The organism is Halobaculum roseum, from assembly GCF_019880245.1.
GTDB lineage: Archaea > Halobacteriota > Halobacteria > Halobacteriales > Haloferacaceae > Halobaculum > Halobaculum roseum.
This window is the reverse complement of sequence record NZ_CP082286.1, coordinates 1,830,285-1,856,315: the sequence shown is the minus strand read 5'-3', so window position 1 is coordinate 1,856,315 and position 26,031 is coordinate 1,830,285. Positions and strand designations below refer to the sequence as shown.

The window sequence follows — 26,031 nt, the reverse complement described above, 5'->3', positions numbered from 1 at the left end:
ACGCCGGCGGCGACCGTCGCCCCTCAGGTGTTCACGTCCTCGATCCGCTGTCCGACGATCACCCGGCCCTTCGCGGTGAGCTTCGTCCCCTCGTCGGTGTCGACCAGCAGCCCCTCGTCGATGAGGCCGTTGAGCAGCATGGTAAGCCGCTGCGGCTCGATGTCGACCACCTTCGACAGCGAGACGCCCGGCCCCGCCGAGTACGCCGCGACGAGCACCTCCGTCTCCGCCTCGCCGAGTTCGACGTCGGCGAGTTCCTCCTGCACGTCGGCGTAGCGCAGCCGGATGTACCGACCGAGCACGTTCGTGAGCCGGCCGGAGTTCAGCCCGACCTGCGAGGTGACCGCCGTGCCGTCCTCGATGTGCCGGAAGGAGATGACCGGCCGGTCCCCGTTGTCCAGGTCGCGTTGGGCGCGCTCGACGGAGACGACGGCCCGTAGGTCGACGGTGAACGGCTCCGGGCAGTTCTCGAACGAGAGCGAGCCCTGCGTCACGTCGAGTTCGGCCCGGTGCGTGTCCGAGTCGACGACGCGGCCGCCGACCTTCGCCGGGTGGCGCACCAGCGCGGGCGTCCCGTTGAGCAGCACCTTGAACAGCACCGTCGCGAAGCGGTCGATGTTGGTGTCGTTGCCCTCGATGGCGGCGACTCCGCGGCGGTCGTCCGTGCGGTAGGCGACGGTGACGGTGTCGTTGAAGTAGCCGGCCATCTCGGGGGGCACCTGCCCGACCTTCACGTCGAACACCGACGACAGCGGGATCGTCTCCTTGTAGCCGTCGGCCGCGAGCACGAGCCGTCGCTGGCTCAGGATGATCCGGCCGGTCGGCGGTTCGCCCTCGACGCCGGGCGCGAAGAACCGACCGACGAAGTCGGCGACGACCGTCTCGCTCATACCAGTCGACAGCGAGGCGGTCGACTTGACCGTTTCGCACCGGCCTTCAGCGGTGAAAACCGGCGCCGAGCGCCGGACGCGGCGTCGAGGCGACCGTCGATCACTTCTCGGCGACGCCGACCAGCCGCTCGATCCGGGACGCCTCGCTCATCGCGATCGTCCCCGCGAACGACATCACGAGGACGTAGCCGACCGCGAACGCGGGGATCACCCGGGCGATCGTCGGGTCCGGCGACGCCGCCGCCAGCGCCGCGATGATGAGCGAGAACTCCCCGCGGGGCACCAGCGCGAGGCCGGTCCGCAGCGACCGCCGCGGCGAGAGGTCGTACAGCCACCCGCCGACGGAGCCGCTGATCACCTTCGCCGGTCCCGACAGCGCCGCGGCCGCGAGCACGAACGTGGCGACGCCGGCGACGGCGACGGGGTCGGTGTTGAGCCCGACCCACGCGAAGAACACGACCGCGAAGGCGTCCCGCAGCGGCGCGATCCGGTCGGCGACGCGGTCGTGCAGCGGCGTCGCGCCGACGCCGACGCCGACGAAGAAGCCCGCGACCGCCTCGCTGGCGCCGACCGCCAGCGCCAGCCCGGAGACGACGAGCGCGACCGCCAGCGTCCGGACGACCAGGTCCTCGTCGCTGGTGCCGAGGTACGGTGCGAGCCGCGGCGCGAGCAACTGAGCGGCGGCGGCGACCGCGATGAGGAACCCGAGCGCGACGGCGATCCGCGGGAGCGCGTCGACCGGCGAGCCGCCGGCGACGAGCGCGACCGCCAGCGCGAGGTAGACGGCGATGACGAGGTCCTCGGCGACGAGGGTCCCGAGCACCGGCTCGGCCTCGGGGTCGGCGATCCACCCCAGGTCGACCAGCGACTTGGTGATCACCGCCGACGAGGAGATGTAGACGATGCCGCCGACGAGGAACGCCCCGATCGGTCCGAGCCCGAACGCCAGCCCGAGGACGACCCCGACGGGGAAGTTCACGAGGAGGTCGACGGCGGCGGCCGCCGAGAGCTTCTTTCGGGCGGCGATCAGCCGGTCGAGGCTGAACTCCAGCCCGAGGAAGAACAGCAGGAGGACGACCCCGACCTCCGCGAGCGTGAGCACCTCGGCGGGGGCGACCGACGGGAGCCCGACGGCGCCGGCGACGTGCGGGCCGGCCAGCACGCCGCCGAGGACGTACAGCGGCACCGTCGGGATCCCGACGCGACGCCCCGCGGCAGCGACGAGCGCCGCGACCGCGAGCAGCGTCCCGAGCGCGAGCAGGCCGTGGAGGTCGCCGCCGGCGACGGGTGAGCCCGCCGCCATCAGTCGAGCACGGTCCCGGACCCGTCGTCGCCGTCACCCTCCTCGTCCCCGTCGTCGCCGTCGGGCGACTCGATGAACGTCTCGTGGAACTCGTCGACCTCCTCGCGCGAGCCGATGACGACGACCGTGTCGCCGGCGTGGACGCCCGCCCCGGGGTCGGGGTTGGGCGTCACGTCGTCGCCGGTGTCGACCGCGATGATCGAGGCGCCGGTGCGCTGGCGCACGTCTGCCGCCTCGATCGTCTCGCCCGCGAGTTCGGAGCCCTCGGGGACCTCGTACCACTCGATGAGCGCGTCGCCGCCGAGGACGGTGTCGATGTTCTCGGTGGCGACCGGCTGGAAGTACGCCCCCTCCAGCACGGTGCCGACGGTGCGCGCGAGGCCGTCGGACAGCTCGAACAGCTTCTCGGCGTCGCTGTCCTCGTCCGCCCGCCGGAACACCTCCCGCTTGCCGGTGTTGTGGGTGACGACGACGAGCCGCTCGCCGCCGTGGAGTTCGATCTCGTGTTTCTTCCCGACCCCGGGAAGGTCCGACTCGTAGACGGTCATACGTGGGTGGTGTGGACGGTCGAGACATAAGTACGACGACGGCGCGGGGTCGGGCGGCGGGCGGAGTCGGCCGAGCCCGGCGGACGGGGGCGACCCGGAACCCGGCGTCCGGAGTCGCCGGTGACGAACGACTTACCAGCCGCCCCGACGCAGGCCCCCACATGAGCCACTTCCCGGAGTTCGAGGTGATCCCGGCCGTCGACATGCAGGACGGCGAGGTCGTCCAGCTCGTCCAGGGCGAGCGCGGCACCGCCACGCGCTACGGCGATCCCGTCGAGGCGGCCCGTCGGTGGGTCGACGAGGGCGCCCGGACGCTCCATCTCGTCGACCTCGACGGCGCGTTCGAGGGCGAACGCGCCAACGCCGCCGCCGTCGACGCCGTCCTCGACGCGGTCGACGTGCCGGTCCAACTCGGCGGCGGCATCCGCACCGCCGAGGACGCCCTCGACCTGCTCGATCGGGGCGTCGACCGCGTCATCCTCGGCACCGCGGCCGTCGAGAACCCCGACATCGTCGCCGAGATCTCCGAGGAGCACCCGGGCAGCGTGACGGTCAGCCTCGACGCGAAGGAGGGGGAGGTCGTCGTCTCCGGGTGGACCGAGGGGACCGGCCTCGACCCCGCGGAGGCCGCCGAGCGCTACGAGGAGCTGGGTGCGGGCGCGATCCTGTTCACCGACGTGGACGTGGAGGGACAGTTGGAGGGGATCAACCGCGAGAGCGTCGAGCGCGTCGTCGACGCGGTCGACATCCCGGTCGTCGCCTCCGGCGGCGTGACGACGCTCGACGACGTGCGCGCGCTCCGCGAGGCCGGCGCCGCGGCCGTCGTCGTCGGCACCGCGCTGTACGAGGGCCGGTTCACGCTCGCGGAGGCGCAGTCGGCCTGAGCCGGCGGCGACGCCTCACTCGCCGAGCCGTCGCGACGCGTACGCGACCGCCAGCACCGTCCCGACCGCTATCAACACCAGTCCGATCACGAGCCCCGAGTCCGTCGCCGACGACAGCGAGACGGAGCCGCCGGCGAACGCGATCGCGGCCGGGAGCACGTCGTCCATGCGTGTTATTATCACACTCGGGGCGACTTGAATCCCCGTCGAACGGCCGTCGGACGACCGGCCGACAACCGCCGGCCGTCGGGTGTGGGTACGGGTGCGAGTGTGGACACGAGTGCGGGGACGGCGCAAGTGGGTGCGGGTGCGAGTGCGGGGACGGGCGCGCCACGCGGCCGCCGAAGCCGGAACCGTCTTGGCCGGGCGTGCCGACGCCTCGGCCATGAGCGATCGCACGGCGGCCGTGAGTCGGGAGACGGCCGAGACGGACATCGACCTCACGCTCGCGATCGACGGCAACGGCGACGGCGAGGTCGACACGGGCGTCGGCTTCTTCGACCACATGCTGACGGCGTTCGCCAAGCACGGGCTGTTCGACCTGACCGTCCGCTGCGACGGCGACACGCACATCGACGACCACCACACCGTCGAGGACGTGGGGATCGCGCTGGGCGAGGCGTTCGCGGAGGCGCTGGGTGACAAGCGCGGCATCCGCCGCTACGCCGACCGCCGGGTCCCGCTGGACGAGGCTGTCGCCGGCGTCGTCGTCGACGTGAGCGGCCGGCCGTACTTCGAATTCTCGGGCGAGTTCTCCCAGGACGAGGTCGGCGAGCTGACCAGCGACATGGCCCGGCACTTCGCGTACTCGCTGGCGATGAACGCCGGCCTCACGCTGCACGTCGAGGTCGATCGCGGCGTCAACGCCCACCACGAGGTCGAGGCGCTGTTCAAGGCGCTCGCCCGGGCGTTGGACGACGCGACCCGGCTGGACGAGCGCCGCAGCGACACGCCGAGCACGAAGGGCGACCTGTAATCGGGGCGGCGGGTCGCCCCGCCGACGCCCGTCAGCCCTTCACCAACTGGCCGTTCTCCTCGGCGAGGATCCCGCGTTCGATCGCGTACTCGAAGATCTCGCGGACCTCCTCGTCCTCCAGATCGTAGGCGCCGGCCGCGAACTCCGCCACCTCGGCGCGTGCGATGGGGAACTCGCGGTTGTTGAGAAAGCGCATCACCTTCCGGAAGTGCGGCGGTTCCTCGCGGGGCTGGCCGGTCGAGGCCGGGTCCCCTGTCGGGTCGGCGTCGCCGGACGCGACGTCCTCCACGTCGGCGCCGTCGACCGAGGCGTCGGCGTCCGCGGTATCGTCCTCGGCGTCTCCGGCGTCCGCCGCCCCCGGCTCCGGGTTCGACTCATCGGCGGCCGCCGTGCTCCCCGCGATGTCGATCGCGATCCCCGAGTCGTCGTCGAACTCGACGGACTCGTCGGACGAGTCGGTGTCGTCGCCGCCGGCGTTCGGGTCCGTCGCGGGCGACGAGTGGCCGGCAGCGTCCGCCGCGAACGACGGGGCGGCGGCCACGTCGTCGGAACCGAGTCGTGCGAGCAGCGGTGTCAGCACGTCGTCGAGGGTCTCCCGGCAGGAGTCACAGAGGACGACGCGCGCCTGTTCGTCGGGGGAGGGGTCGAGTTCAGCGGGTATGACCTCGTATGCGCCCGCGGCTGTCCCCCCACAGAAGTCGCAGTCGAGTTCGCGCATGTTCCGGGCGTGGGTGGGGGGCGATAAGGGCGTTGCGGGCGTGGCCGAGCGAAGCGAGGCCACGAACGCGAACGGTGACCGGAGGGAACCGTGAGCAGGGCGAGGTGCGAGCGAAGCGAGCACCTCGATCCGAGCGGGGAGTGAAACGACCCGCGAGGCGGGCGCGGTCGAACGAAGTCGTTCGAGAGACGGCAAAGCCGTCTCTCGTGATGCTGCCGGAACGCGGAGCGTTCCGGCCGCTGACCAGACGCGGCCGGCGTCTGGTAATGACGAGGGACGCCACGGGCGTCCCTCGAACCATGAGACCGCGAGAGCGAACGGTGAACGGAGTGAGCCGTGAGCAAGGCGAGGCTGACCGAAGGGAAGCCTCGATCCGAGCGGGGAGTGTGCGCGGTCGAACGAAGTCGTTCGAGAGACGGCAAAGCCGTCTCTCGTGATGACGAGGGACGCCACGGGCGTCCCTCGAACCATGAGACCGCGAAACGCGAACGGCGACCAACGGGAGCCGTGAGCAGGGTGAGGTGCGAGACGCGGATCGCTCGACACCGAACAGTTATGCCCGCACGTGGGCGACGATGCGCACGGATGTTCGACGAGATCCTGGGAAAGTTCGAGGGGTCGCCGGGACAGCAGGCGGTGGTGCGGCTCCTGCTCGCGCGCGGGTTCTCAGTGAACGAGGAGGGGCGCGTCGTCTCCGGCGGGATCGAGATCCCCGACACCGGGATCGCCCGCGAGGCGGGGGTCGACCGCCGGGTCGTCGACGCGACGACGACCGCGATCCGCGAGGACGAGCAGCTGCGGCGGATCTTCGCCAACATCACCTCGGTGCCGAGCCTGATGGACCTGGCGCCGGTGCTCGGGCTCACCGTGCTCACCGTCGAGGTCGGCGACCCCGACGCCGCCGGCATCGTCGCCGAGATCACCGGGATGCTCGCGGACGCCGGGCTCTCGCTTCGACAGGTGCTCTCGGACGACCCCGAGTTCGCCGACGAGCCGAAACTGTACCTCATCACCGACGAGGAGCTGCCGGGCGATCTGCTCGTGTCGATCCGCGAGCTGCCGTACGTCCGCAGCGTCGAGTTCTGATCGGCGGGGGCGCGCCGCGCCCCCGCGAACGCACCCGGCGAGGCGAACCGACGGCGCTTTGGGCGCGACTCGCCGAGACCGTGGTATGGACGACCGAACCGCGAGCGTCCTGCGCGTCCTCGGCGTGCAGGCGGCGCTCGTCTCGGCGGCGATCCACCTGATCGAGGGTGTTCCGGACCTCCTCGTGTACCTCCCGCTGCTGTCGTTTCGCGACCCGCGCCCGTACCTGTTCGTCCCGTCGGCGCTGCTGCTCGTCGGGGTCGCGGCCGTCATCGTTCGCGGCTCGCACGACCGGCGACTCTACTCGCTGACGGTCGGGGTGTTGCTCACCTACTCCGCCGGCTACGCCTGGTGGCACCTCACCGATCACGGCGGGCTGGTCCCGCGCCACGACGTGACCGACCCGGTCGGCGAGATCCTCGCGCATCTCGCGACCGATCCGGTGGCGCTGGTCTCGTTCGCCGCGCAGGCGGTCGGCGCGGCGGCGTTCCTCGCGCTGTTCGTCGCCGACCCGAACCGCTCGGGGGTCGCGGCCGACGACGCCGACGGCTCCGCGGTCGCCGCGAGGAGCGACGAGTAACCCTTTCACGCGCCGCCGGCAACGACCGCCATGGCGACCCCCGACCCGTACCGCACCGTCGGCGACCGCGCGTCCGCGGAGTTCACGGTGCAGGGGTCGCGGTTCATCGGCCACCTCGCCCCCGCCGACACCGTCGCGGCGGCGGAGGCGTTTATTGAGGAGGTGCGCTCGGAGTACGACGACGCGACGCACAACGTCCCCGCCTACCGCGTCCCCGCGGGCGACGGACCGTCGAAGTCGCCGGGCGAGGTGATGCTCCGGGAGTATTCGAGCGACGACGGCGAGCCGACCGGCTCCGCCGGAAAGCCGGCGCTGAACGTCCTCGAACAGGGGGAGGTCCGCAACGTCGTCGCCGTCGTCACGCGCTATTACGGCGGGACGAACCTCGGCGTCGGCGGTCTCGCGCGGGCCTACTCCCGCGCGGTGAAGGAGGGACTCGAGGCCGCCGGCGTCGTCGAGGAGGAACCCCACGAGCGCATCGCGCTCACGGTCGCGTACGACGACTCCGGGACGGTTCGGGGGATCCTCGAATCGACGGGCGTCGAGTTCGACGCCGACTACGACGCCGAGGTGACGTTCGAGGCGCGCGTTCCCGTCGCCGACGCGCCCGACCTCCGCGACCGGCTGCGCTCGGCGACGAGCGGCCGGGTCGACATCGGATAACGCGGATCCGGCAGCCGTCGCTCCGGCACGTAGCTTCAGGAGGGTCGACCGACATCTCGACCCATGAGCGACCCGGACTCGGTCGCGGTCGTCGGCGGCGGCATCGTCGGCTCGGCGGCGGCACACCGACTCGCGCGCGAGGGCGTCGATACCGTCCTGTTCGATCGGCGGGACGATGGACGGGCGACCGACGCCGGCGCCGGGATCGTCGCGCCGGCGACGAGCAGCCGGACGGACTCGGCGGCGTGGTTCGCCCTCGCCCGCGAGGCGGCGGCGCACTACCCGGACCTCGTCGCCGACCTCGAAGCCGACGGCGTCACCGACCACGGCTACGACTCGTGTGACCTCCTCAGCGTCGCCGTCGACCCCGACGAGGTCGAGGCGTTCGAGGCGGCCAAACGGCGGACTCAGCGGCGATCCGAGACGGACGGAACGCCGTCGCCGGACACGTTCGAGGAGATATCCGTCGAGCGCGCACGCGAGCTGTTCCCGCCGCTGTCGGACGCCGAGCGCGCGATGGTGTACCGCGACCAGGGACGGGTCGACGGGCGGACGTTCGCGAGCGCGCTGCGGAGCGCCGGGGAGAGACACGGGCTCTCGGTCGAACACGCCGACGTGACCGACATCGCGCTCGAGAGCCGACCCGGGGGAACGGACGACACGACGGTCGCCGGGGTCGTCGTCGAGGGCGAACGCCGGGCGTTCGACGCGGTCGTGATCGCCGGCGGGGCGTGGTCGGGCACGTTCGCGGACGCGCTCGGGGTTGCGATCCCCGTCGAGCCCCAGCGCGGGCAGATCGTCCACCTCGCGGTCGACGCCGACACGGCCGACTGGCCGATCGTCAGCCCGTTCCGGCACAAGTACATGGTGTCGTGGCCCGGCGGCCGGGTCGCCGTCGGCGCGACGCGGGAGGACGACACCGGATTCGCTCCGCGGGCGACCGTCGCGGGGCTCCACGACGTGTACGGCGAGGCGCTGCGCGTCGCCGACGGGCTCGCCGACGCGGAGCCGGTCGAGACGCGGGTCGGGCTCCGCCCGGTCTCGCGCGACGGCCTGCCGGTCCTCGGGGCGGCCCCCGACGTCGAGGGGGCGTACCTCGCCACGGGACACGGCCCGACCGGACTCACGCTCGGCCCGTACAGCGGCGCGCTCGTCGCCGATCTCGTTCGTGGCGTCGACCCGGAGGCGGACCTGTCCGCGTTCGATCCGGAACGGTTCCGCTGACGGCGGACGTCGACGGCGGATAGCGGACGGCGGACAGTAGACGGCCGACGGTGGACGGCGAGGGGGCAGCGGCCCCGCGTTCCGGGTTCCGAACGTACTTGGCGCGCGACTCCGAGGCCGCGGTATGGACACGATTCAGGCGAGCGACTTCCACGACATCGCCAAGCCGAGCGACCCGCGGGTCGCGCCGGACGGCGAGCACGTGGCGTTCGTACGCAGCGAGCCGAACGACGACGACTCCTACGAGTCGACGGTGTATCTCGCGCCGACGGACGGCGACGGCGACGCCCGACGGCTGACGCTGGAGGAGGGGAACGACGCCGAACCGCGCTTCTCGCCGAGCGGCGACCGCCTCGCGTTCACCTCGACGCGCGGGAAGGACGACGACACCCAACAGCTGTGGCTGCTTCCGCTCGACGGTCCCGGCGGCGAGGCCGAGCAGATCACCGACGTTGTCGGCGGCGTCACCTCGATCGCGTGGAGCCCCGACGGGAGCCGGATCGCGTTCCTCCAGTCCGTGACCGAGGAGGACCGCGAGGAGGAGCGCGACCTGGAGGTTCCCGACGAGTACGAGCCCGAGAAGCCGGATCCGCGCGTCATCGACCGGACGGTGTACCGCACCGGTACCAACTACTTCGACGGGAAACGCCCGCAGGTGTACGTGCTCGATGTCGAGTCGGGCGACCTCACGCGCGTCACCGACGGCGACCACGACCACGCCGAGCCGACGTGGGGCGACGAAGGGACGCTGTACTTCACGGCACAGAAGGCCGGCGAGGACCCCGACGACAACTACGATATCGACGTCGTCGCCTACGACACCGAGTCCGGCAACGCCGAGGACGTGCTCCAAACCACCGGCTGGGGCGCGGCGCTCGCGGTCACGGAGGATCACCGGATCGCCTACACGTACACCGACGCCGAGCAGGCGAGCATCCAGCCGACCGAACTCCACGTCTACGATCGCGCGGCCGACGAGACGTACGACCTCACGGCCGACCTCGACCGCGGCCTCGGTTACGAGGCCGCCCCGCAGTGGGGTCCCGACGAGGAGCGCGTGTTCTTCACCACGCCGGACGAGGGCGCGACCAGCCTCTGGTCGGCGCCCGGCGACGCGAGCGACGCGCCCGAGCGCGAGCACCGCGGCGGCGCCGTCAACGGCGCCCACGTCGCCGACGGCGTGACGGCGATCACGAAAAGCGAGTGGGATCACCCGGGCGATCTCTTCGTTTCGGACGGGTCCGAGGAGCGTCGGCTCACCCGCCTGAACGGGGAGTACCTCGATGACATCGCCGTCTCCGAGCCCGAACCCATCGCCTTCGAGTCCGGGCAGGGGCCCGTCGAGGGGTGGGTGTTGACGCCGCCCGGGTTCGATGAGAACGAAACCTACCCGCTCGCCGTGGAGGTCCACGGCGGCCCGCACGCCATGTGGACCACGAGCGGGACGATGTGGCACGAGTTCCAGACGCTCGCGGCCCGCGGCTACGTCGTCTTCTGGTCGAACCCGCGCGGGTCGACCGGCTTCGGGAAGGACTTCATGCAGGCAATCGAGCGCGACTGGGGCGACGTGACCCTCACGGACGTGCTGGCCGGCGTCGAGGAGGTCGCAAGCAGGGAGTACGTCGACGAGACGAACGCGTTCCTCACCGGCGGCTCCTTCGGCGGCTACATGACCTCGTGGACGGTCGGGCAGACCGACTACTTCCGTGCGGCCGTCTCCCAGCGCGGCGTGTACGACTTCACCGGCTTTTACGGCTCGACCGACGGGGCGTACAAGCTGGTCGAGGGCGACTACGACACGACGCCGTGGGAGGAGCCGGAGTTACTCTGGGAGCACTCGCCGGTCGCCCACGCCGACGAGGTTGAGACGCCGACGCTGGTGCTCCACTCCGACGATGACTACCGCACGCCGGACAACACCGCGGAGCTGTTCCACCGGATCCTCCGCAAACACGGCGTCGACACGCGGCTCGTGCGGTACCCGCGCGAGGGACACGAGCTGTCGCGCTCTGGCGAGCCGGCGCACATCGTCGACCGCATCGAACGCATCGCTCGCTGGTTCGACGGCTACTCCGAGCACCACGACGCCGAGCGTGCGCTCGACCGCCCGGACGACGACGGGCTGAGCGCCGGCGAGGACGAGGACGACGGGAACGGCGACGGGGAGTAGGCGACCGACGCGCCGACCGCGATAGCGAACGGAGCGCACGACCGACGGTCCGTTTTCCCGCCGGCGGACGGAGACACGACCGATGAGCGACGCTCTCGACTGCGCGTACTGCGGCTGTGACGTGACCGTCCACGACCCGGTGTACGTCCGCGAGGGCGACACGACCCAGGAGACGCCGTTCTGCAACTACGGGTGTCTGGCCGCACACGTCGAGGAGGAGGGACTCGCGGTCGGGACGACCTGCTCGATCGGAACCTAACGATCCGGGTCAGTCGACGATGATGTCGTTCTCCTCGTCGATCGTCACGTCCGGTTCGGTCCGCATCTGTTGCTCGTAGCGGTCGATCCACTCGGCGAAACAGCCGGGACACAGGCGCTGCTCGTCGACCGTCGAGCGATCGACCGACAGGCGGATCGTCCGGGCGAGCGCGTCCTCCACCGACGACCCGCACGCGTCACAGGAGTCGGACATACCTTCGGCTGTGCGAGCCAGCGATTTAGTCGTTGCCTCGATCTGTCGCCGGAGCGACGGCTATAGTGGGGCTGACAGGCGGCGCGGTCGCACCGTGACGGGGGCGCCGCACACCCGCGAACCCGCCACGGCCGTCGTCAGGTCACGCGGGGGCTGGTTCCGGCATCGGATTTGAACCCTCGCGTCGATCGACGCCGCGTTGTCGACTCGATCCGCCGTCGGCGTGAAAAGTGAGATCGAGATCGCTCGGTTCGCGTACGTTCGTGGCTGGGATCGATCCCTACGCGATCTTCTCGTACTGGGTCGAGAGCTTCTCGGCCGCCTCGTCCATGAGATCGGTCTCGTAGTCGTCGAGATCCCACTCGACGACCTCCTCGACGCCGCCTGATCCGAGCTTCACGGGGACGCCGAAGGCGGTATCCTCGTGGCCGAACTCGCCCTCCAGCGCGATGGAGCCGGGAAGCACCTCGCCGGTGTCGCGGATCACGGCCTCGACCATGTGGGCGACGCCGGTCGCCGGCCCCCACTCGGTCGCGCCCTTGCGGGAGATCACGTCCATCGCCGACTCCTGGAGGTCGCCGAGGATCTCCTCCTTCTCGTCGGCAGTGAACTCGGGGTCTGCGCCGTCGACGCGGACCTTCGAGAACACGGGCACCTGCGCGTCGCCGTGCTCGCCGAGGATCGTCGCCTCGACGTTCTTCACCGGCGCGTCGAAGCGCTCGGAGAGCACGTACCGGAAGCGCGCGGAGTCGAGGCGGCCGCCGAAGCCGATCACCTTCTCGCGGGCGCGCTCGCCGCTCTCGTAGAGGTGGCGGTTGAGCAGGTCCACGGGGTTCGAGGTGGTGATCGACACGAAGTCGTCGTTGTACTCGCGCAGCGACTCGCCGATGTCCTCCATGATCGGCGCGTTGTCGCCCGCCAGATCGATCCGGGTCTGCCCCTCCTTACGCGGGATGCCCGCGGTGATGACGACCACGTCCGAGCCCTCGGTGGCCGAATAGTCACCCTGGCGGATCCGCGTGTTGGAATCGTACGCGACGCCGTGGTTGGTGTCGGCCGCCTGGCCGATCGTCGTCTCCTCCATGTCCGGGATGTCGACGAACACGAGTTCGTCCGCGATGTCCCGGAGCGCGATGTTGTAGCCGGCCGCGGCACCCACGGTTCCCGCCGCGCCGATCACGCTGACTTTCGTCATATCACGTACCTAGCCGACCGAGTCTCCGGTAAACGTTTCGAAACCGACGATCTCGGGTGCCGAACGACGTAGATCGAGTCGACGATCGTCGAACCTCGGACGGTCCGGCCCGGATGGCCCGATCTCCGATCACGGCCAGATATTCGGGTCGTGCGCTACGGGGGCGCACACTGCGCGCGAGCCAACGGGATTATGACCGCCCGCACAGCAACGTCCGAACAACGATGGCTATCGAGGAGCGAGGGGACGCACACCTCATCACGCACGCGCTGGCGAAGGACACGCTCTCACGGCTGCGCGACGTGGAGACGGAGCAGGTGGCGTTCCGAAAGGGGCTGGTGAAGTTGGGCCGCATCTGCGGCTACGAGATCATCGACGGCGCGATGGAGACGGAGTTCGTCTCTATCGAGACGCCGCTGGCGGAGACGACCGGCGAGCGCGTGAAGGGGCTCGACAACGTCGTCATCATCAACGTCCTCCGCGCCGCGACGCCGTTCGTCGAGGGGTTGTTGAAGGCGTTCCCGCGCGCCAAACAGGGTGTCATCTCCGCCGGCCGCAACGAGGAGGCAGGGATGGGGGATGACGGCACCTTCCCCATCGAGATCGACTACACGAAGCTGCCGGACATTACCGCCGAGGACACCGTCATCGTCGCCGACCCGATGCTCGCGACGGGATCGACGATGTGCGCCGTGCTCGATCACGTGCTCGCCGACAACCCCGAACCCGAGGACCTGTTCGTGCTCTCGGCCGTCTCCGCTCCGGACGGACTCACCCGCGTCGCCGAGGAGGCGCCGCGAGCCGATCTCCTCACCGTCGCCATCGACGACGAACTCAACGACGAGGGGTTCATCGTCCCCGGCCTCGGCGACGCCGGCGACCGCGCGTTCCGGACGCAGTAACCTCCGCCCTCTGATCCGGCCCGGCCCGACCGAACCTTTGTATCCGAAGCCGGGACCACCCCGTCGCGTGACGTAACGGCAGCCGGCGAGGGCCCGGGCGGGTGTGCGGTCCCCCTTCGTCGGTCGCGGGACGGTCGGACCGCCTGTCAGCCACATCGGATCGATCGGCCACGCTTACAGCCGCGCCTTCAGCGCTCGCGCCGTCTTCTCGCCGACGCCGGGCACGTCCAGCAGGTCGCCCTCGCCGGCGGCGCGGACGTTCTCGACGGACCCGAACCGCCGGAGGAGTCGCCGGCGCGTTTCGGGGCCGACGCCGGGCACCTCGTCGAGGACCGTCGACACATCGTCGCGGAGCGTCTGGTGATACTGCACCGCGAAGCGGTGCGCCTCGTCGCGAACGCGCTGGAGGAGGTGGAGGTGCGGCGCGTCGTCCTCCCAGCGGTGCACTCCGTCGGCCGTGATCACTAACTCCTCCTCCTTGGCGAGCGCCACCGTCGGCACGTCCCAGCCGACTTCCGCGAGAGCGTCGCGCGCGGCGCCGAGCTGGCCGTCGCCGCCGTCGATGAGCAGCAGGTCCGGGTCGGGCCGGTCGTCGCGTCCGTCGACGGCGCGCTCTGCGCGCCACTTCACCAGCTCGCGCATGTTCGCGTAGTCGTCGTTGCGGTCGGTGAGCTTCTTTCGACGGTAGTCCGCCTTCTCGGCGCTTCCGCCGACGAAGCACACGTCGGAGCCGACGACCTGTTTCCCCTGGGCGTGGCTCACGTCGAACCCCTCGATGCGCTCGGGGCGGTCGATCCCGAGGACATCGGCCAGCGCCGACAGCTCGTCGCGACGCGTCGGACCGCTGCGGGCGTTCTTCAGCGCGAGGTCCACGAGCTTCGCCTCCCGTCCCGCGCCGGGGACGCGGACGGCGACGCCCTCGGCCTCCAGCCACGCGAGCACGTCGTCGTCGGCCGGCCGCTCCGAGAGCAGAATCGCGTCGGGAAGCTCCCGCTCGGCGTAGTACTGGACGAGGAACGCCGAGAGCACCTCGGCGACGCGGTCCTCTGCGTCGGGGGCGTCCAGCGAGTGGCGAGACCGGTCGACGAGCTGACCGCGTTCGCTGTGGAGGCGCGCGACGACGGCCGAGTCGCCCTCGACGGCCGCGCCGAGCACGTCGACCGCGCGCTCGTCGGAGCGGTCGGAGACGGCGTCCTCGCCCTCGCCGTGGAACGCCTCGACGGCGTCGAGGCGGTCGCGGAGGTTCGCCGCGCGCTCGAACTCCCGCGCCCGGGCGGCCGCCTCCATCTCCCGGCGCAACGGATCCGCGAGCGCGCCGGTTTCCCCCTCGAAGAAGCGGACCGCGGACGCGACGTCCTCGCGGTAGGACGCCTCGTCGATCTCGCCGGTACAGGGGGCCGAGCAGAGCCCCATCTCGTAGTCGAGACAGGGGCGCTCGCGTCCCTGGTACTTGTGGTCCGAACAGCCGCGCAGGCCGTACGTCTCGCGGATCGCCTTGATCACGGTGTCGACTCGGCCCTTGTCGGTGAACGGGCCGAAGACGGTCGCCGCCTCGTCGGGGTCGCGCGTCGCCTCGATCCGCGGGACCGGGTGGTCGGTGATCTGGACCAGCGGGTACGACTTGTCGTCCTTGAGGCGGACGTTGAAGCGGGGGTTGAGCCGCTTGATCAGGTTCGCCTCCAGCAGGAGCGCCTGGGTCTCGGTGTCCGTGACCGCGAAATCGAGCGCGTCCGCGCGGTCGACCATCCGGGAGACTCGGGCCGACCGCGGGTCCGCGTACGACGGCACGCGGTCCCGTAGGTCGACCGCCTTCCCGACGTACAACACGGTGTCGCCGTCGAGGAACTGGTAGACGCCCGGCTCGCGCGGGAGGTCCGCCGCGCGCTCGCGAACGACGCTCGCGTCCATCGCGGGAGAGTGGGGGCTCCGCGCGTTTGAGGGTGACGCGTCGAGAGCGGCGACGCACGGCCGGCGGAGGAACGGGATCCGGCGCTCGTCGAGTATCACACGTGATTCCCGGACGGCAACCGTTAAACGGGATTCACAGAGCCGTAGATGTATGCCATTACTCGCTCGCCTCCGTGCGTGGGTCACGGGGACGGATCCGAACGAGCCGCTGGCGGACGGCGGGGTCACCGTCCAGTCGGGCGCCGACTCGGCCGGACTGCCCGAGTCGGACGCCGCCGCCGACGAGGACGAGGACGAGGACGACGAACTGAACGTCGACGACGACCTGCTGCTCGACGGGATGGGGTCGCCCGTCTTCATGGTCGATGCGGACGGCGAGATCGTCGCGTGGAACTCGGCGATCGAGGAGCTGACCGGCGCGAGCGCCGAGGAGGCGATCGGCCACGAACACGCCAGCGAGATGTTCTACCCCGACGGCCGTCGGGCACAGACGCTCGCCGACAAGGTGCTCGAACACCCGAAGTCGGTCCACGAGGAGTTCGGCGTCGACCTGGAGGACGAGTCGATGTGGCTGTACTCCGACACCAGCGTGATGACCGACCAGCACGGCGTCGACCGCGACATCTACTTCACGGCGATGCCGCTGTACGAGGACGACGAGCTGGTCGCCGTCGTCGAGACGGTCCGCGATCGGACGGACCAGGTCCAGCGCCAGAAGGCGGTCGAGGACCTCGTCGACGAGCTCGGCGCGACGATGGGGTTGCTGACGGAGGGGAACCTCGACGCACGGGCGTCCTTCGAGGACGAGAACGACTGCCTCGACGACCGGCTGCTCGACGTCATCTGCGACCTCAACGAGATGGCCGAGGCGTTCGAGGAGACCGCCGCCGGCGTCGACGAGGGTACCGCGCGCCTGGAGGACTCCGTGGAGGAGGCGGTCGACGCCGCAGAGGAGATCGCCGAGAACGTCGGCGAGCAGAACGAGCTACTCTCGGAGGGCGTCTCGGAGATGCAGACGTTCTCCGCGTCGATGGAGGAGGTCGCCGCGACCGCCGAGGAGGTCGACACCGCCGCCGAGCAGGCGCGCGAGGCCGCGACCGACGGGCTCGACGCCAGCGAGGACGCACGCGAGGCGACCGAGGAGGTGACCGAGATCGGCGAGGAGCTCGTCGACTCCGTCACCGATCTCGGCGACCGAATGGACGACATCGAGTCCGTCGTCGAGGTCATCTCCGACGTGGCCGAGCAGACGAACCTGTTGGCACTCAACGCCAACATCGAGGCCGCCCGCGCGGGCAAGGACGGCGACGGCTTCGCCGTCGTCGCCGAGGAGGTGAAGACGCTCGCCGACGAGACCCGCCAGCACACCGAGCAGATCACGGGCAACATCGAGCAGCTACAGAACCGCACCGACTCGACGGTCGTCGCCGCCGAACAGAGCCACCAGCAGATCGACCACGCGGCCGATCAGATCGACGACGTGTTGGTGGCGTTCGAGGACATCGCGGCGTCCATCGACCAGGCAGCCGACGGCATCGCCGAGGTGTCGCGCGCGACCGACGACCAGGCGGCCACCGTCGAGGAGCTCACCGCGACCATCGAGGAGGTCCGGGAGCGCTCGAGCGAGACCGAACACGCCGCCGACCGGATCGTCGCCGCGACCGACGACCAGAGCGACGCCATCGCCGAACTGTCCCAGCGCGTGATGGAACTCCGCGGGAAGGACGCAAAAAGCGCCGAGTTCCGCGCCGACGGCGGACGGACGAGCCGACTCGCGGGCGGGGAGTCGGAGTTCCGAACCGACGGCGGCATCACGATCGACGCGCCCGCGGACGCCGGTCGCGACGACGAGGGCGACGACGGCGTCACCATCGAGGCGGCCGAGGAGGAGGCATCCGACGGCGATGCGTCCGACGGCGATACCGACACCGACGGCGACTACGGCGGCTTCGTGTTCGGGAACTGAACGGCAACCGATCGGAACCGAGCGCTCACCGTTCGGCGCCGGACACCCACGGTCCGGGATCGGTCGCGTCCGCGGTCGCCGACCGCGAACCCCGCAGCCTTTCTCGTCGGCGGTCGAATCGGGAAGCATGCGCCTCTGGCTCGTCTCCCGGGAGTACGACACCCGACAGACGGTGACACTCACCTACGCGAGCGTCGACGGTCGCCGGTCGTACACCCGGCAGGCGTCGATCGAGTTGCTCCAGCGCAAGCCGATCACCGCCGCCATCGACCGCGACGAGGACGACACCGAGCCCGTCGACGACGAGCGACGCGAACGCTACGCCGCGGAAGCCGAGCGGATGGCCGCCGACCACGACCCGGGCGACGAGATCTGACGGCGGGGCCGACCCGTCGATCGCATTCGCCGGGGAAACGCGTGGCTTCCGGGAACCGGCAGCGGCGACCGAAGAACGGACCGAAGAATCGACTGGGGGAGCGATCCCCCGACCTCAACACCAGTTCTCGAGCACCGGGGCGTCGGCCTCGCCGACGGAGAGCCAGGCGTCGTCGCATGCGAGGTCCGCGATGACGAACTCCGCGGAGCTCTCGTCCACCGACGCCATCACCTCACCGGGCTCGCACCCCGTGTGCCTCGTTGTCATATGAATGCATCTCACATACGCACTGATAAACTCGTCGGATTGACACCGCTTCACAGGGTCGTCCCCTCGGGGGAATACTCCCGGATTCGTCGGGTGAGCGCCCGGGACAGCCGCCAGCACACCTTCGCATGATACAAGAGGCGTCGGGGCGCACTGCGGGGTATGAACGTAGCAGACGCGATGACGCCGCGAGCGGATCTCGTCACGGTGTCGCTCCCCGGCAGTCGCGACGACGTCCTCACGTACCTCCAGGAGTACCGCTTCTCGTCGGTTCCGGTGGTGAAAGGCGAGGGCGACGACGAGGTGTACCGCGGCCTCGTCTCCCGGGACGACCTCATCGAGAAGCCCGACGAGGACCAGCTGGCGCTGTTGATGCGGGACGTGCCGACGGTCACGCCCGAGACGAACCTCCGCGACGCCGCGCAGGTGATGATCGGCGGCAGCCGTCGCGTTCCCGTCGTCGAGGAGCACAACGGGGACACCCTGGCGGGGATCGTCACCGTCACCGACATCGTCGCCGCGATCGCCCGCGACGAGGTCGACACCGACGCCACCTGCGGCGACGTGGCCGGCACCGACGTGAACACCGTGTACACCGGCACGCCGCTGACGGTCGCCGAGCGCCAGCTGTTCTTCGCGAACGTCCCGTACGCGGTCGCGCTGGGCGAGGACGGAGACATGGCCGGCATGCTCACCGAGGTCGACGTGCTCGAGGTCGCCCGCGTCGTCGAGGGCGAGGACAACACCGGCGACTCCATCGCCGACCAGGACGACGACTGGAAGTGGGAGGGCATCAAGGCCGTCGGCGCGGCGTACGTGCCCACGCGGAACGTCGAGATCCCCGCGGAGCCGGTCACGGAGTTCATGACCGATGACGTGCGGACGGTCTCGCGGACGCGCTCGGTGCAGGAGGCCGCACAGGAGATGATCACCGAGGACATCGAACAGGTGCCGCTGCAGGCCGGCGGCGAGCTCGTCGGCATCGTGCGCGACGTGCACCTGTTGGAGGCGCTGTAGATGGCCGAGCAGGAGGACGTGATCGAGCTGGCGAAGCGTCGGGGCTTCTTCTTCGGCGCCAACGGCGCCTACGGCGGCGTCGCCGGCTTCTACACGTACGGCCCCAACGGCGCGGCGGTGAAGGACAACCTCGAGTCCGCCTGGCGCGACCGCTTCACCGTCCGCCAGGGCAACATGGAGATCGAGGCGCCGACGATCATGCCCGAGGCCGTCTTCGAGGCGTCGGGCCACCTCGACGGCTTCGACGACATGCTCGTCGAGTGCCCCGAGTGCGGCGCGTCCCACCGCGCCGACCACCTCATCGAGGACAACACGGGCATCGAGGAGGCCGAGTCGCTGCCGATCTCGGAGGTCGAGATGATCATCCGGGATCACGACCTGCGGTGTCCATCGTGTGACGCCCCCCTCGGCGGCGAGCCGGTCGAGGACTTCAACCTCATGTTCGAGACGAGCATCGGCCCCGGCTCGGGCCAGCCCGGCTACATGCGCCCGGAGACGGCGCAGGGCATCTTCGTCGAGTTCCCGCGTCTGAAGGAATACGCGCGCAACCGCCTCCCGTTCGGCGTCACGCAGATCGGCCCGGCCTACCGCAACGAGATCAGCCCCCGCAAGGGCATCATCCGCGTGCGCGAGTTCACGCAGGCCGAGCTGGAGACGTTCATCGACCCCGAGGAGGACGAGCCGCCGCTCCACGAGGTCGAGGACGTGGAGGTCACGCTGTACCCCGCCGACGAGCAGGAGGACGAGGACGGCGAGGCCTACACCACGACCGTCGGCGACGCCGTCGACGAGGGCGTCATCGGCTCCGACTGGGTCGGTTACTACCTCGGCGTCGCACAGGAGTGGTACGAGCGCGTCGGCGTCGACATGGACCGGTTCCGGTTCCGCCAGCACCTCCCCGGCGAGTTGGCCCACTACGCGGCCGACTGTTGGGACGCGGAAAGCGAGGTGGGCGGCGACTGGATCGAGATCACCGGCTTCGCCTACCGCTCGGACTACGACCTCACGAAGCACGCCGAACACTCCGGCGAGTCGTTCACCGTGTTCAAGCAGTACGACGAGCCGAAGACGGTGGAGCGCGCGACCGTCGACCCGGACATGGCGACGCTCGGCCCCGAGTTCGGCGGCGACGCCGGCGCGGTCGCCGAGGCGTTGCAGACGCTGGCCGAGCGCGAGCCGGACGCCTTCGACGCGGCCGAAGTCGAGGTGGAGGTCGACGGCGAGACCCACACGGTCGACAGCGACGTGGCGAACTTCTCGGTCGAGGAGGTGACCGAGAACGGCGAGCACATCACCCCGCACGTCGTCGAGCCGTCGTTCGGTATCGACCGCATCGTCTACACCGTCATCGAGCACGCCTACCGGAGCGACGAGGTCGACGGCGAGGAGCGCACCTACCTCGCGCTCGACCCGGAGATGGCCGCGACCGACGCCGCCGTCTTCCCGCTCGTCTCCAACGACGAGCGCCTGCTCGATCTGTCCGACGAGGTCACCGGCGACCTGCGCGCGGCGGGCCTGTCGGTTGAGTACGACGACTCCGGCTCGATCGGCCGGCGCTACCGCCGGCAGGACGAGGTCGGCACGCCCTTCTGTGTCACCGTCGACCGCGACGGCATCGAGGGCGACGGCCCCGACACCGTCACCGTCCGCGAGCGCGACTCCGCGCGGCAGGTCCGCGTGCCCGTGAGCGAGGTCGCAGACGAGATCGCCACCCTGCTCGATCCCGAGGAGGACCGCGCGTTCGACGCGCTGGCGGCGGCGCACGACGAGATCGAGACGGACGTCGAGACGGCCTGAGACGCCGATGGGGGAGCTGAAGCGGCGGGCGGTTCACGCCTCAGGGACCGGGTTCCCGGCGATCTACCTGCTCGGGCTCGTCACCTGGCGACAGCTACAGGCGCTCCTGCTGGTCGCGACGGCCGGCGTGTTCCTGTTGGAGTTCCTCCGGCTCGTCGTCGGCGTGGAGTGGCCGCCGCTGGACCGCGTGTACGACGAGCTGACGCGGGAGTACGAGGCCGACAACGTCGCCGGCTACGCCCTGTTCATGGTGGGCGCGACCGTCGCGGCGCTGGCGTTCGCGCCCCCGTACGGGCCCGAGGTCGTCGCCTTCGAGCCGCCGCTGGCGGCGTCGGCGATCCTGATGCTGTCGATCGGCGACCCGATCTCCGGGTACCTCGGCAGCAACGACGCGACGACCGCCAAGGAGGTCGGCGTGCTCGCGGTGATGTTCCTCGTGTGCTTCGCGCTCGCGGTGCCGATCACCGTCCTCCACGCGGGGACGCTCGTCGGCGTCGCCGCCGCGGCCGCGGGCGCGCTCGGGGCGACCGTCGCCGACGGCGTGAAGCCGGTGGTCCGCGGCTACGTGGTCGACGACAACCTCACCATCCCGCCCGCCGCGGGCGCGGCGATGACCGCGGTGTTCCTGCTGGCGGCCTGAGTCGGCACTCGGCCCCGGCTTGAGGCGGCACTCGGGCCTCGGCCGGGCGTCCGCCGCTACCGCAACACGAGGAGGTACGTGGCCGCGAAGACGACGATCGCGAGCCCGGCGACGTTCTCGAGCGTCAACGCGGCGAGATCGAGGTACGACAGCCCCCACACGACGACCGACGCGAAGATCGACGAGAGGACGATGTTCATCGCGAGCAGCACGCGCGGGTCGCCGTCGCTTGCCATGCCTCGCCGTGCGGGTACCACCTACTTGGCTCTCGCGGTCGTAGGTCGGGTATGCGCCTCCGGAACCGCGAGGGCGACGCCGTCGACGCCGTCCCCTTCCTCGTCGTCGCGGGGATGGCGTTCATGATCGTCTTCTCGTTCGGGCCGATCTACCTGATGGCGCTGTTCGGCGCCGACCTGTCGCTCGCGCTCGCCGGGTCGGCCGCGGCCTTCGTTCCGACCGTGGCCCTCGCGTACCATCGCCTCGTGCGATCGGCTCGGCCGGACCTCCGCGAGGAGATCCCCGCCTCGTGGCGGTTCCGGCGCCTGTTGTACGTCGCCGTCGCCTTCGGGCTGCTGCTCGTGCTGCTGACGCTCCCGCTCGTCGACTGGTGAGCGCGGCCGACGGCGGTTCCCCGCGGGCTTTTGTGCGGGGGGCGCCCACCCCGCGGCATGCGCGAAGTCGAGGCCGAGCGGTTCGTCGCGGCGACCCCCGACACGCTCCGCCGGCTGCTCTCGCCGGCGGCGCTCGTCGAGTACGAGGGGAGCTTCGTGGTCCGGGGAACCCGATCCGAGGACGACGCCACCGTCGTCACCGTCGCCGGCGGCGGTCTGGAGTTCGACCTCCGGGTGACCGAGACCGACGACGGCTGGCGCTACGAGCAGGTCGGCGAGCGGGGACCGTTCGACGCGATGGAGACGGCGGTGACCGTCGAGCCGGCCAACGAGGGCAGTCGGGTACGGGCCGTCTCGCGCGTCTCGCTTGGGCTGCCGCTCCCGCTAGCCGACCGGATCGCCGGGTGGAAGCGCCGCGGCGAGCTGCGGCGCCTGCTCGACAACATCGCCGACGACGCCTGAGGCGCTCGATCGCGGACTCGACGGTTGTGTGTCGAGATCGCGGATCCGCACCGCAGTTTATGCGCAGGACAGTGTGAATACCACACATGGGACTGATCGGCACGCTCACCGAGACGCTGAAGGCCTCGACGGAATCGCCGAACCGCGGGGGCGGCACCGAGGAGTCGACGGGCGCGTACTGGTGTCACGACTGCGACGAGCGCCTGCTCGACCTCGACGTGACCGGCGAGGAGCCCCCGTCGTGTCCGGAGTGCGGCGACGAGATGGCGTTCGAGCGCTCGCCCGGCTCGACCGGCTGCGCCTGCTGACGGTTACGACAGCGAAACGACCGCGTCGGCGTTCCCGTCGCCATCGCCGTCGCCCTCGGCGGGCGCGGTCGGGAACCACTCGGCGGGGTCGACGCCGGGTCCGTTCTCCAGCTCCGCGTCCGTGAGGAGACAGTCGTCCAGCCGCGCGCGCACCGCCGGCTCGTCGAGGTCGACGCCGATGACGACCACCTCGGTGTGGCGGTCGCCCCACTCGTCGTCCCAGTCGGCGCCGCCGCGGCGGTTCGCCCGGTACAGCTCCCGGTCGGCCTCCTCCATCGCCGCCACCCACGGGCCGACCGCCTCCACACGAACCGAGGGGCCGGCCTGACTGTAGTGCAGCCGCTGATCGCTGCCGGCGACGTGGAGCGTCCCCTTCGAGCGCACGACCGACTCGGGCAGGTTCGAGAGGTACTCGGCGAGCCGTTCGGGGTGGAACGGTCGCCGCGCGCGGTAGACGAAGGATGTGACGCCGTACACCTCGTCCGGGTGGGCGTGGTCATGGCCGTCCCCGCCGTGTGCGTGGCCGTGGTCGTCGCCGTCGGCGTGCCCGTGGTCGTCGCTGTCGGCGTGCCCGTGGTCGTCGCTGTCGGCGTGTTCGTGGTCGCCGTGGTCCGCGTGGTCGTCGGGGTGGCCGTGCTCCTCGTCCCGATGCTCGTACAGGTCCACGTCGAGGATCCGATCCAGCGGCGCCGCCGAGTGCTCGGTGGGAAGGATCTCGGCGCGGGGACGGAGCGCGCGCACCAGCTCCTCGGCCTCCGCGAGTTCGGCCTCGTCGCACAGGTCGGCCTTGTTGAGCAGGACCACGTCCGCGCCCTCGACCTGCTCGACGAGCAGATCCGAGAGCGGGCGGGGAGCTTCGTCGCCGTCGCCTTCGCGGTCGGCGTCGTCGCCACCGAGGTCCGCGTCCTCGCCGTCTGCCGCCGTGCCGCCGACTGCACCCTCGCCGCCCTCGTGAGTGGTGCTCCCCCGTCGCTTCGGGGTTCCCTCGCCCGCGAAGGCGCCGAGGAACTGCGGGGTGTCCAGCACCGTGACGACGGCGTCCATCCGGTATCGGGCCGCGGCCGGGCCGGTGGTGAACTGTCGGGCGACGGGGCCGGGCTCGCTGATCCCCGAGGGCTCGACGACGAGGTGGTCGAACTCCTTGCCGTCGGCGAGCTGGACGACCGCGCGTTCGAGGTCGTCGCGCAGCTCACAGCAGATACAGCCGTTGGACAGCTCCGCGACGCCGACGGCCGGGAGGTCCTCCGAGGAGAGGAGGTCGTAGTCGACGTTCACCGATCCCACGTCGTTGACCAGCACCGCGATGTCGCGGTCGCCGGCGTTCGAGAGGACGTGGTTCACGAGCGTCGTCTTGCCGGCGCCGAGGCTCCCCGAGAGGACCGTCACCGGGACGGCGTCGTCGCCGCTCGGTCCGGGACCGCCGCCGAGTCCGCGTCCGGGCGTCATCGACGAACGATCCGCGCGTGTGGTACTTGTGCCCGTTGGTCGCGGCGGGCCGAGGGCGATCCGCGCACTATCGCGACATGCTTAACCACGGGAGCGCCACACACACGACCGATGAGCGACGCCACGGACGACGGCGGGGGCGCCCTCGCGGACCGGATCGACCGGTACCTCGACGCGCTGCGCGAGTGGGCGGCCGGCCTGTATCACGGGCTGGTGACCCACCCGGCGTACGAGAAGATCGAGAAGGAGGCCGAGGACCTGGAGGACACGTTCATGCTGGCGTGCTTCCCGGACGCCTTCGGCATCCCCTCGCCGGTCTCCTACTACACCGCCGAGCTGCTCCCGTATCTCGAGGACGAGTTCGAGGCGTGGGAGCGCCGGATGTGGGACCGCGGCTCGATGCTCGAACGCAAGGGACAGCAGTACCACTTCTGATGTCCGAGGACACACACATGGAGAAGTTCGTGTTCTTCGGCGGGAAGGGCGGCGTCGGCAAGACGACGATGTCGGCGGCGTACTCGGTCAAGTGTGCGGACGCGGGGCTTGACACGCTCGTCGTCTCGACGGACCCGGCCCACTCGACGTCGGACGTGTTCGACCAGGAACTGGGCGACGAGCCGCAGGCCGTCGAGGGCCGCGACGGGCTGTGGGCGATGGAGATCGACCCCGACGAGGAGGTCGAACACCACCTGATGGAGACGAAGCGCGCGCTCGGCGACCAGGTCAGCGCCGCGCTCGTCAACGAGATCGACCGCCAGATCGAGATGGCCCACCAGACCCCCGGTGCCTACGAGGCCGCGCTGTTCGACCGGTTCGTCGACGTGATGCGCTCCAGCGACGACTTCGACCGTGTCGTCTTCGACACCTCCCCCACCGGCGGCACGCTCCGGCTGCTCGGACTGCCGGACTTCCTGGAGGGGTGGATCGACCGGCTGCGGCGCAAGCGCGAGAAGTCGATCGACCTGTACGAGAAGGCCGCGATCGGCAACAACGAACCCCGGAGAGTGATGGACGGCGACCCGATCCTCGCGCGCTTACAGGAGCGCAAGGAGTTCTTCGAGTACGCCGGCGAGACGCTGCGCGAGCACGCCGCCTTCTTCCTCGTCGTCAACCCCGACGAGCTGTCGGTCCGTGAGACCCGGCGCGCGGCCGAGGGGCTCGCCGACCGCGGGCTCGCCGTTCGTGGGCTCGCGGTGAACCGGCTCACCCCCTCGCCGGACGACGACGAGAACGGCCGCGGCGCGCGCTACCTCCGCGACCGCGTCGCGACCGAGCGCGCGCACCTCCGGACGCTTCGCGAGGAGTTCGAGCAACCCGTCGTCGCCGAGATCGAGACCCGCGTCGAGGAGGTGAAGGGCGACTTCCTCACGGAGGTCGCCGACGAGCTCGACATCGAGGCGGCCCCGCCCGCGACACCCCCGGACGGCTCGGCGTGAGCCACCCGGCCGGGGATGGCCCGGTCCGGTTCGGCGTGGGGCGTGTGGGGTGCGCGCGAGGCGCGCGCGGCAAACCACAAAGTATTCAACGACAGATTTTCCGCAAAATCCACTACCGAATGGTTCGCAACGAAGGGAGAACGATCGTTCAGGCCGGCGAAACCGCCGTATGAGCGCCGTCGATCC

30 protein-coding genes are annotated in these 26,031 nt (G+C 70.7%); 19 read left to right on the top strand and 11 right to left on the bottom strand.

From position 1 onward, the window contains the following. Positions 1 to 23 precede the first annotated feature (23 nt). The 3 genes from K6T36_RS09400 to K6T36_RS09390 all read right to left on the bottom strand — a co-directional run bounded on the left by K6T36_RS09400 (position 24) and on the right by K6T36_RS09390 (position 2,741). On the bottom strand, positions 24 to 890 hold the full coding sequence (locus K6T36_RS09400) for a CheF family chemotaxis protein (RefSeq protein ID WP_222921052.1): 867 nt from the start codon (positions 888 to 890) through the stop codon (positions 24 to 26). Positions 891 to 990: 100 nt separating this feature from the next. Continuing rightward, positions 991 to 2,193 (bottom strand): cation:proton antiporter, encoded by a 1,203-nt coding sequence (locus K6T36_RS09395; RefSeq protein WP_222921051.1) that lies wholly within the window; start codon positions 2,191 to 2,193, stop codon positions 991 to 993. Beyond that, positions 2,193 to 2,741 (bottom strand): cation:proton antiporter regulatory subunit, encoded by a 549-nt coding sequence (locus K6T36_RS09390; protein WP_222921050.1) that lies wholly within the window; start codon positions 2,739 to 2,741, stop codon positions 2,193 to 2,195. Before K6T36_RS09390 ends, K6T36_RS09395 begins: the two co-directional genes overlap by 1 nt. A 161-nt stretch (positions 2,742 to 2,902) precedes the next feature. Between K6T36_RS09390 and hisA the strand changes: the two genes are divergently transcribed. Then, positions 2,903 to 3,625, top strand: a complete 723-nt coding sequence (hisA, locus tag K6T36_RS09385) for a 1-(5-phosphoribosyl)-5-[(5-phosphoribosylamino)methylideneamino]imidazole-4-carboxamide isomerase (RefSeq protein WP_222606392.1) — start codon at positions 2,903 to 2,905, stop codon at positions 3,623 to 3,625. Positions 3,626 to 3,640: 15 nt separating this feature from the next. Here hisA and K6T36_RS09380 read toward each other — a convergent pair whose 3' ends face one another. Next, a complete protein-coding gene (locus tag K6T36_RS09380) occupies positions 3,641 to 3,793 on the bottom strand; it encodes a hypothetical protein (RefSeq protein ID WP_222921049.1) in 153 nt (50 codons plus the stop codon). 217 nt (positions 3,794 to 4,010) lie between these two features. On the opposite strand from K6T36_RS09380, the gene hisB reads away from it, so the two are divergent. Further along, complete coding sequence (gene hisB, locus K6T36_RS09375; RefSeq protein ID WP_222921048.1) at positions 4,011 to 4,601, top strand: imidazoleglycerol-phosphate dehydratase HisB; 591 nt, start codon at positions 4,011 to 4,013, stop codon at positions 4,599 to 4,601. Between the two features lie 31 nt (positions 4,602 to 4,632). Here hisB and K6T36_RS09370 read toward each other — a convergent pair whose 3' ends face one another. After that, positions 4,633 to 5,319 carry a hypothetical protein gene (locus tag K6T36_RS09370; RefSeq protein WP_222921047.1) on the bottom strand — a complete coding sequence of 229 codons (687 nt, stop codon included), beginning with the start codon at positions 5,317 to 5,319 and terminating at the stop codon, positions 4,633 to 4,635. A 585-nt stretch (positions 5,320 to 5,904) separates the two neighbouring features. On the opposite strand from K6T36_RS09370, the gene trpY reads away from it, so the two are divergent. The 6 genes from trpY to K6T36_RS09340 all read left to right on the top strand — a co-directional run bounded on the left by trpY (position 5,905) and on the right by K6T36_RS09340 (position 11,301). After that, entirely contained in the window at positions 5,905 to 6,405 is a 501-nt protein-coding gene (trpY, locus tag K6T36_RS09365; RefSeq protein ID WP_222606388.1) for a TrpY family transcription regulator, read from the top strand. 85 nt (positions 6,406 to 6,490) lie between these two features. Further along, positions 6,491 to 6,985: a hypothetical protein gene (locus tag K6T36_RS09360; protein ID WP_222921046.1), complete on the top strand. Its 495-nt coding sequence runs from the start codon at positions 6,491 to 6,493 to the stop codon at positions 6,983 to 6,985. Positions 6,986 to 7,015: 30 nt separating this feature from the next. Beyond that, on the top strand, positions 7,016 to 7,648 hold the full coding sequence (locus tag K6T36_RS09355) for an IMPACT family protein (RefSeq protein ID WP_222921045.1): 633 nt from the start codon (positions 7,016 to 7,018) through the stop codon (positions 7,646 to 7,648). 63 nt (positions 7,649 to 7,711) lie between these two features. Then, positions 7,712 to 8,872: an NAD(P)/FAD-dependent oxidoreductase gene (locus K6T36_RS09350; protein ID WP_222921044.1), complete on the top strand. Its 1,161-nt coding sequence runs from the start codon at positions 7,712 to 7,714 to the stop codon at positions 8,870 to 8,872. 124 nt (positions 8,873 to 8,996) lie between these two features. Next, the gene (locus K6T36_RS09345) at positions 8,997 to 11,042 is read left to right on the top strand and encodes a S9 family peptidase (RefSeq protein WP_222921043.1); all 2,046 of its coding nucleotides are present in this window, start codon (positions 8,997 to 8,999) and stop codon (positions 11,040 to 11,042) included. A gap of 82 nt (positions 11,043 to 11,124) precedes the next feature. Continuing rightward, entirely contained in the window at positions 11,125 to 11,301 is a 177-nt protein-coding gene (locus tag K6T36_RS09340) for a hypothetical protein (RefSeq protein WP_222921042.1), read from the top strand. Between the two features lie 9 nt (positions 11,302 to 11,310). Here K6T36_RS09340 and K6T36_RS09335 read toward each other — a convergent pair whose 3' ends face one another. Together K6T36_RS09335 and mdh are read right to left on the bottom strand one after the other, a co-directional pair. Continuing rightward, complete coding sequence (locus K6T36_RS09335) at positions 11,311 to 11,514, bottom strand: DUF7569 family protein (RefSeq protein ID WP_222606383.1); 204 nt, start codon at positions 11,512 to 11,514, stop codon at positions 11,311 to 11,313. A gap of 280 nt (positions 11,515 to 11,794) precedes the next feature. Beyond that, positions 11,795 to 12,709, bottom strand: a complete 915-nt coding sequence (gene mdh, locus K6T36_RS09330; protein ID WP_222921041.1) for a malate dehydrogenase — start codon at positions 12,707 to 12,709, stop codon at positions 11,795 to 11,797. Between the two features lie 224 nt (positions 12,710 to 12,933). Here mdh and upp point away from each other — a divergent pair, with 224 nt between their 5' ends. Beyond that, on the top strand, positions 12,934 to 13,611 hold the full coding sequence (gene upp / locus K6T36_RS09325; protein ID WP_222921040.1) for a uracil phosphoribosyltransferase: 678 nt from the start codon (positions 12,934 to 12,936) through the stop codon (positions 13,609 to 13,611). 174 nt (positions 13,612 to 13,785) lie between these two features. On the opposite strand, the gene K6T36_RS09320 is transcribed toward upp, so the two are convergent. Beyond that, the gene (locus K6T36_RS09320; protein ID WP_222921039.1) at positions 13,786 to 15,519 is read right to left on the bottom strand and encodes an excinuclease ABC subunit C; all 1,734 of its coding nucleotides are present in this window, start codon (positions 15,517 to 15,519) and stop codon (positions 13,786 to 13,788) included. Positions 15,520 to 15,670: 151 nt separating this feature from the next. Between K6T36_RS09320 and K6T36_RS09315 the strand changes: the two genes are divergently transcribed. Then, positions 15,671 to 17,485, top strand: coding sequence for a methyl-accepting chemotaxis protein (locus K6T36_RS09315; RefSeq protein WP_222921038.1), 1,815 nt, complete (start codon positions 15,671 to 15,673; stop codon positions 17,483 to 17,485). Between the two features lie 127 nt (positions 17,486 to 17,612). Further along, complete coding sequence (locus K6T36_RS09310) at positions 17,613 to 17,861, top strand: DUF7967 family protein (protein ID WP_222921037.1); 249 nt, start codon at positions 17,613 to 17,615, stop codon at positions 17,859 to 17,861. Positions 17,862 to 17,975: 114 nt separating this feature from the next. Here the strand turns inward: K6T36_RS09310 and K6T36_RS09305 are convergent, their stop codons facing one another. Next, positions 17,976 to 18,128: a DUF7556 family protein gene (locus tag K6T36_RS09305; RefSeq protein ID WP_222606377.1), complete on the bottom strand. Its 153-nt coding sequence runs from the start codon at positions 18,126 to 18,128 to the stop codon at positions 17,976 to 17,978. 162 nt (positions 18,129 to 18,290) lie between these two features. Between K6T36_RS09305 and K6T36_RS09300 the strand changes: the two genes are divergently transcribed. From K6T36_RS09300 to K6T36_RS09290, 3 genes are read left to right on the top strand one after another with little or no spacing between them, the layout of a single operon-like run. Beyond that, positions 18,291 to 19,145, top strand: a complete 855-nt coding sequence (locus K6T36_RS09300) for a CBS domain-containing protein (protein WP_222921036.1) — start codon at positions 18,291 to 18,293, stop codon at positions 19,143 to 19,145. Continuing rightward, positions 19,146 to 20,942, top strand: a complete 1,797-nt coding sequence (gene glyS / locus K6T36_RS09295; RefSeq protein WP_222921035.1) for a glycine--tRNA ligase — start codon at positions 19,146 to 19,148, stop codon at positions 20,940 to 20,942. A gap of 7 nt (positions 20,943 to 20,949) precedes the next feature. Next, complete coding sequence (locus tag K6T36_RS09290) at positions 20,950 to 21,582, top strand: diacylglycerol/polyprenol kinase family protein (protein ID WP_222921034.1); 633 nt, start codon at positions 20,950 to 20,952, stop codon at positions 21,580 to 21,582. 56 nt (positions 21,583 to 21,638) lie between these two features. Here the strand turns inward: K6T36_RS09290 and K6T36_RS09285 are convergent, their stop codons facing one another. Beyond that, positions 21,639 to 21,818, bottom strand: coding sequence for a DUF8107 family protein (locus K6T36_RS09285; RefSeq protein WP_222606373.1), 180 nt, complete (start codon positions 21,816 to 21,818; stop codon positions 21,639 to 21,641). A gap of 51 nt (positions 21,819 to 21,869) precedes the next feature. On the opposite strand from K6T36_RS09285, the gene K6T36_RS09280 reads away from it, so the two are divergent. The 3 genes from K6T36_RS09280 to K6T36_RS09270 all read left to right on the top strand — a co-directional run bounded on the left by K6T36_RS09280 (position 21,870) and on the right by K6T36_RS09270 (position 22,963). Next, complete coding sequence (locus tag K6T36_RS09280) at positions 21,870 to 22,193, top strand: hypothetical protein (protein ID WP_222921033.1); 324 nt, start codon at positions 21,870 to 21,872, stop codon at positions 22,191 to 22,193. Positions 22,194 to 22,250: 57 nt separating this feature from the next. Next, positions 22,251 to 22,655, top strand: a complete 405-nt coding sequence (locus K6T36_RS09275; protein ID WP_222921032.1) for an SRPBCC family protein — start codon at positions 22,251 to 22,253, stop codon at positions 22,653 to 22,655. A gap of 86 nt (positions 22,656 to 22,741) precedes the next feature. Next, positions 22,742 to 22,963, top strand: coding sequence for a zinc-ribbon domain-containing protein (locus K6T36_RS09270; protein ID WP_222921031.1), 222 nt, complete (start codon positions 22,742 to 22,744; stop codon positions 22,961 to 22,963). Between the two features lie 3 nt (positions 22,964 to 22,966). Here the strand turns inward: K6T36_RS09270 and K6T36_RS09265 are convergent, their stop codons facing one another. Further along, positions 22,967 to 24,409: a CobW family GTP-binding protein gene (locus K6T36_RS09265; RefSeq protein WP_222921030.1), complete on the bottom strand. Its 1,443-nt coding sequence runs from the start codon at positions 24,407 to 24,409 to the stop codon at positions 22,967 to 22,969. Between the two features lie 111 nt (positions 24,410 to 24,520). Here K6T36_RS09265 and K6T36_RS09260 point away from each other — a divergent pair, with 111 nt between their 5' ends. Beyond that, a complete protein-coding gene (locus K6T36_RS09260) occupies positions 24,521 to 24,844 on the top strand; it encodes a DUF7990 family protein (protein ID WP_222606368.1) in 324 nt (107 codons plus the stop codon). Positions 24,845 to 24,861: 17 nt separating this feature from the next. Further along, complete coding sequence (locus K6T36_RS09255) at positions 24,862 to 25,845, top strand: ArsA family ATPase (RefSeq protein ID WP_222923413.1); 984 nt, start codon at positions 24,862 to 24,864, stop codon at positions 25,843 to 25,845. Positions 25,846 to 26,031 lie beyond the last annotated feature (186 nt).

What these genes read in the sequence shown, in the direction of transcription:
- hisB (WP_222921048.1), top strand. Translation starts at nt 4,011, where the DNA reads ATGAGCGATCGCACGGCGGCCGTGAGTCGGGAGACGGCCGAGACGGAC.
- K6T36_RS09390 (WP_222921050.1), bottom strand. Translation starts at nt 2,741, where the DNA reads ATGACCGTCTACGAGTCGGACCTTCCCGGGGTCGGGAAGAAACACGAG.
- K6T36_RS09380 (WP_222921049.1), bottom strand. Translation starts at nt 3,793, where the DNA reads ATGGACGACGTGCTCCCGGCCGCGATCGCGTTCGCCGGCGGCTCCGTC.
- K6T36_RS09355 (WP_222921045.1), top strand. Translation starts at nt 7,016, where the DNA reads ATGGCGACCCCCGACCCGTACCGCACCGTCGGCGACCGCGCGTCCGCG.
- upp (WP_222921040.1), top strand. Translation starts at nt 12,934, where the DNA reads ATGGCTATCGAGGAGCGAGGGGACGCACACCTCATCACGCACGCGCTG.
- K6T36_RS09395 (WP_222921051.1), bottom strand. Translation starts at nt 2,193, where the DNA reads ATGGCGGCGGGCTCACCCGTCGCCGGCGGCGACCTCCACGGCCTGCTC.
- K6T36_RS09285 (WP_222606373.1), bottom strand. Translation starts at nt 21,818, where the DNA reads ATGGCAAGCGACGGCGACCCGCGCGTGCTGCTCGCGATGAACATCGTC.
- K6T36_RS09270 (WP_222921031.1), top strand. Translation starts at nt 22,742, where the DNA reads ATGGGACTGATCGGCACGCTCACCGAGACGCTGAAGGCCTCGACGGAA.
- K6T36_RS09265 (WP_222921030.1), bottom strand. Translation starts at nt 24,409, where the DNA reads ATGACGCCCGGACGCGGACTCGGCGGCGGTCCCGGACCGAGCGGCGAC.
- K6T36_RS09370 (WP_222921047.1), bottom strand. Translation starts at nt 5,319, where the DNA reads ATGCGCGAACTCGACTGCGACTTCTGTGGGGGGACAGCCGCGGGCGCA.
- K6T36_RS09345 (WP_222921043.1), top strand. Translation starts at nt 8,997, where the DNA reads ATGGACACGATTCAGGCGAGCGACTTCCACGACATCGCCAAGCCGAGC.
- K6T36_RS09310 (WP_222921037.1), top strand. Translation starts at nt 17,613, where the DNA reads ATGCGCCTCTGGCTCGTCTCCCGGGAGTACGACACCCGACAGACGGTG.
- K6T36_RS09300 (WP_222921036.1), top strand. Translation starts at nt 18,291, where the DNA reads ATGAACGTAGCAGACGCGATGACGCCGCGAGCGGATCTCGTCACGGTG.
- K6T36_RS09315 (WP_222921038.1), top strand. Translation starts at nt 15,671, where the DNA reads ATGCCATTACTCGCTCGCCTCCGTGCGTGGGTCACGGGGACGGATCCG.
- K6T36_RS09335 (WP_222606383.1), bottom strand. Translation starts at nt 11,514, where the DNA reads ATGTCCGACTCCTGTGACGCGTGCGGGTCGTCGGTGGAGGACGCGCTC.
- K6T36_RS09320 (WP_222921039.1), bottom strand. Translation starts at nt 15,519, where the DNA reads ATGGACGCGAGCGTCGTTCGCGAGCGCGCGGCGGACCTCCCGCGCGAG.
- K6T36_RS09260 (WP_222606368.1), top strand. Translation starts at nt 24,521, where the DNA reads ATGAGCGACGCCACGGACGACGGCGGGGGCGCCCTCGCGGACCGGATC.
- K6T36_RS09275 (WP_222921032.1), top strand. Translation starts at nt 22,251, where the DNA reads ATGCGCGAAGTCGAGGCCGAGCGGTTCGTCGCGGCGACCCCCGACACG.
- K6T36_RS09255 (WP_222923413.1), top strand. Translation starts at nt 24,862, where the DNA reads ATGGAGAAGTTCGTGTTCTTCGGCGGGAAGGGCGGCGTCGGCAAGACG.
- hisA (WP_222606392.1), top strand. Translation starts at nt 2,903, where the DNA reads ATGAGCCACTTCCCGGAGTTCGAGGTGATCCCGGCCGTCGACATGCAG.
- K6T36_RS09360 (WP_222921046.1), top strand. Translation starts at nt 6,491, where the DNA reads ATGGACGACCGAACCGCGAGCGTCCTGCGCGTCCTCGGCGTGCAGGCG.
- K6T36_RS09400 (WP_222921052.1), bottom strand. Translation starts at nt 890, where the DNA reads ATGAGCGAGACGGTCGTCGCCGACTTCGTCGGTCGGTTCTTCGCGCCC.
- K6T36_RS09290 (WP_222921034.1), top strand. Translation starts at nt 20,950, where the DNA reads ATGGGGGAGCTGAAGCGGCGGGCGGTTCACGCCTCAGGGACCGGGTTC.
- mdh (WP_222921041.1), bottom strand. Translation starts at nt 12,709, where the DNA reads ATGACGAAAGTCAGCGTGATCGGCGCGGCGGGAACCGTGGGTGCCGCG.
- K6T36_RS09340 (WP_222921042.1), top strand. Translation starts at nt 11,125, where the DNA reads ATGAGCGACGCTCTCGACTGCGCGTACTGCGGCTGTGACGTGACCGTC.
- K6T36_RS09350 (WP_222921044.1), top strand. Translation starts at nt 7,712, where the DNA reads ATGAGCGACCCGGACTCGGTCGCGGTCGTCGGCGGCGGCATCGTCGGC.
- trpY (WP_222606388.1), top strand. Translation starts at nt 5,905, where the DNA reads ATGTTCGACGAGATCCTGGGAAAGTTCGAGGGGTCGCCGGGACAGCAG.
- glyS (WP_222921035.1), top strand. Translation starts at nt 19,146, where the DNA reads ATGGCCGAGCAGGAGGACGTGATCGAGCTGGCGAAGCGTCGGGGCTTC.
- K6T36_RS09280 (WP_222921033.1), top strand. Translation starts at nt 21,870, where the DNA reads ATGCGCCTCCGGAACCGCGAGGGCGACGCCGTCGACGCCGTCCCCTTC.
- K6T36_RS09305 (WP_222606377.1), bottom strand. Translation starts at nt 18,128, where the DNA reads ATGACAACGAGGCACACGGGGTGCGAGCCCGGTGAGGTGATGGCGTCG.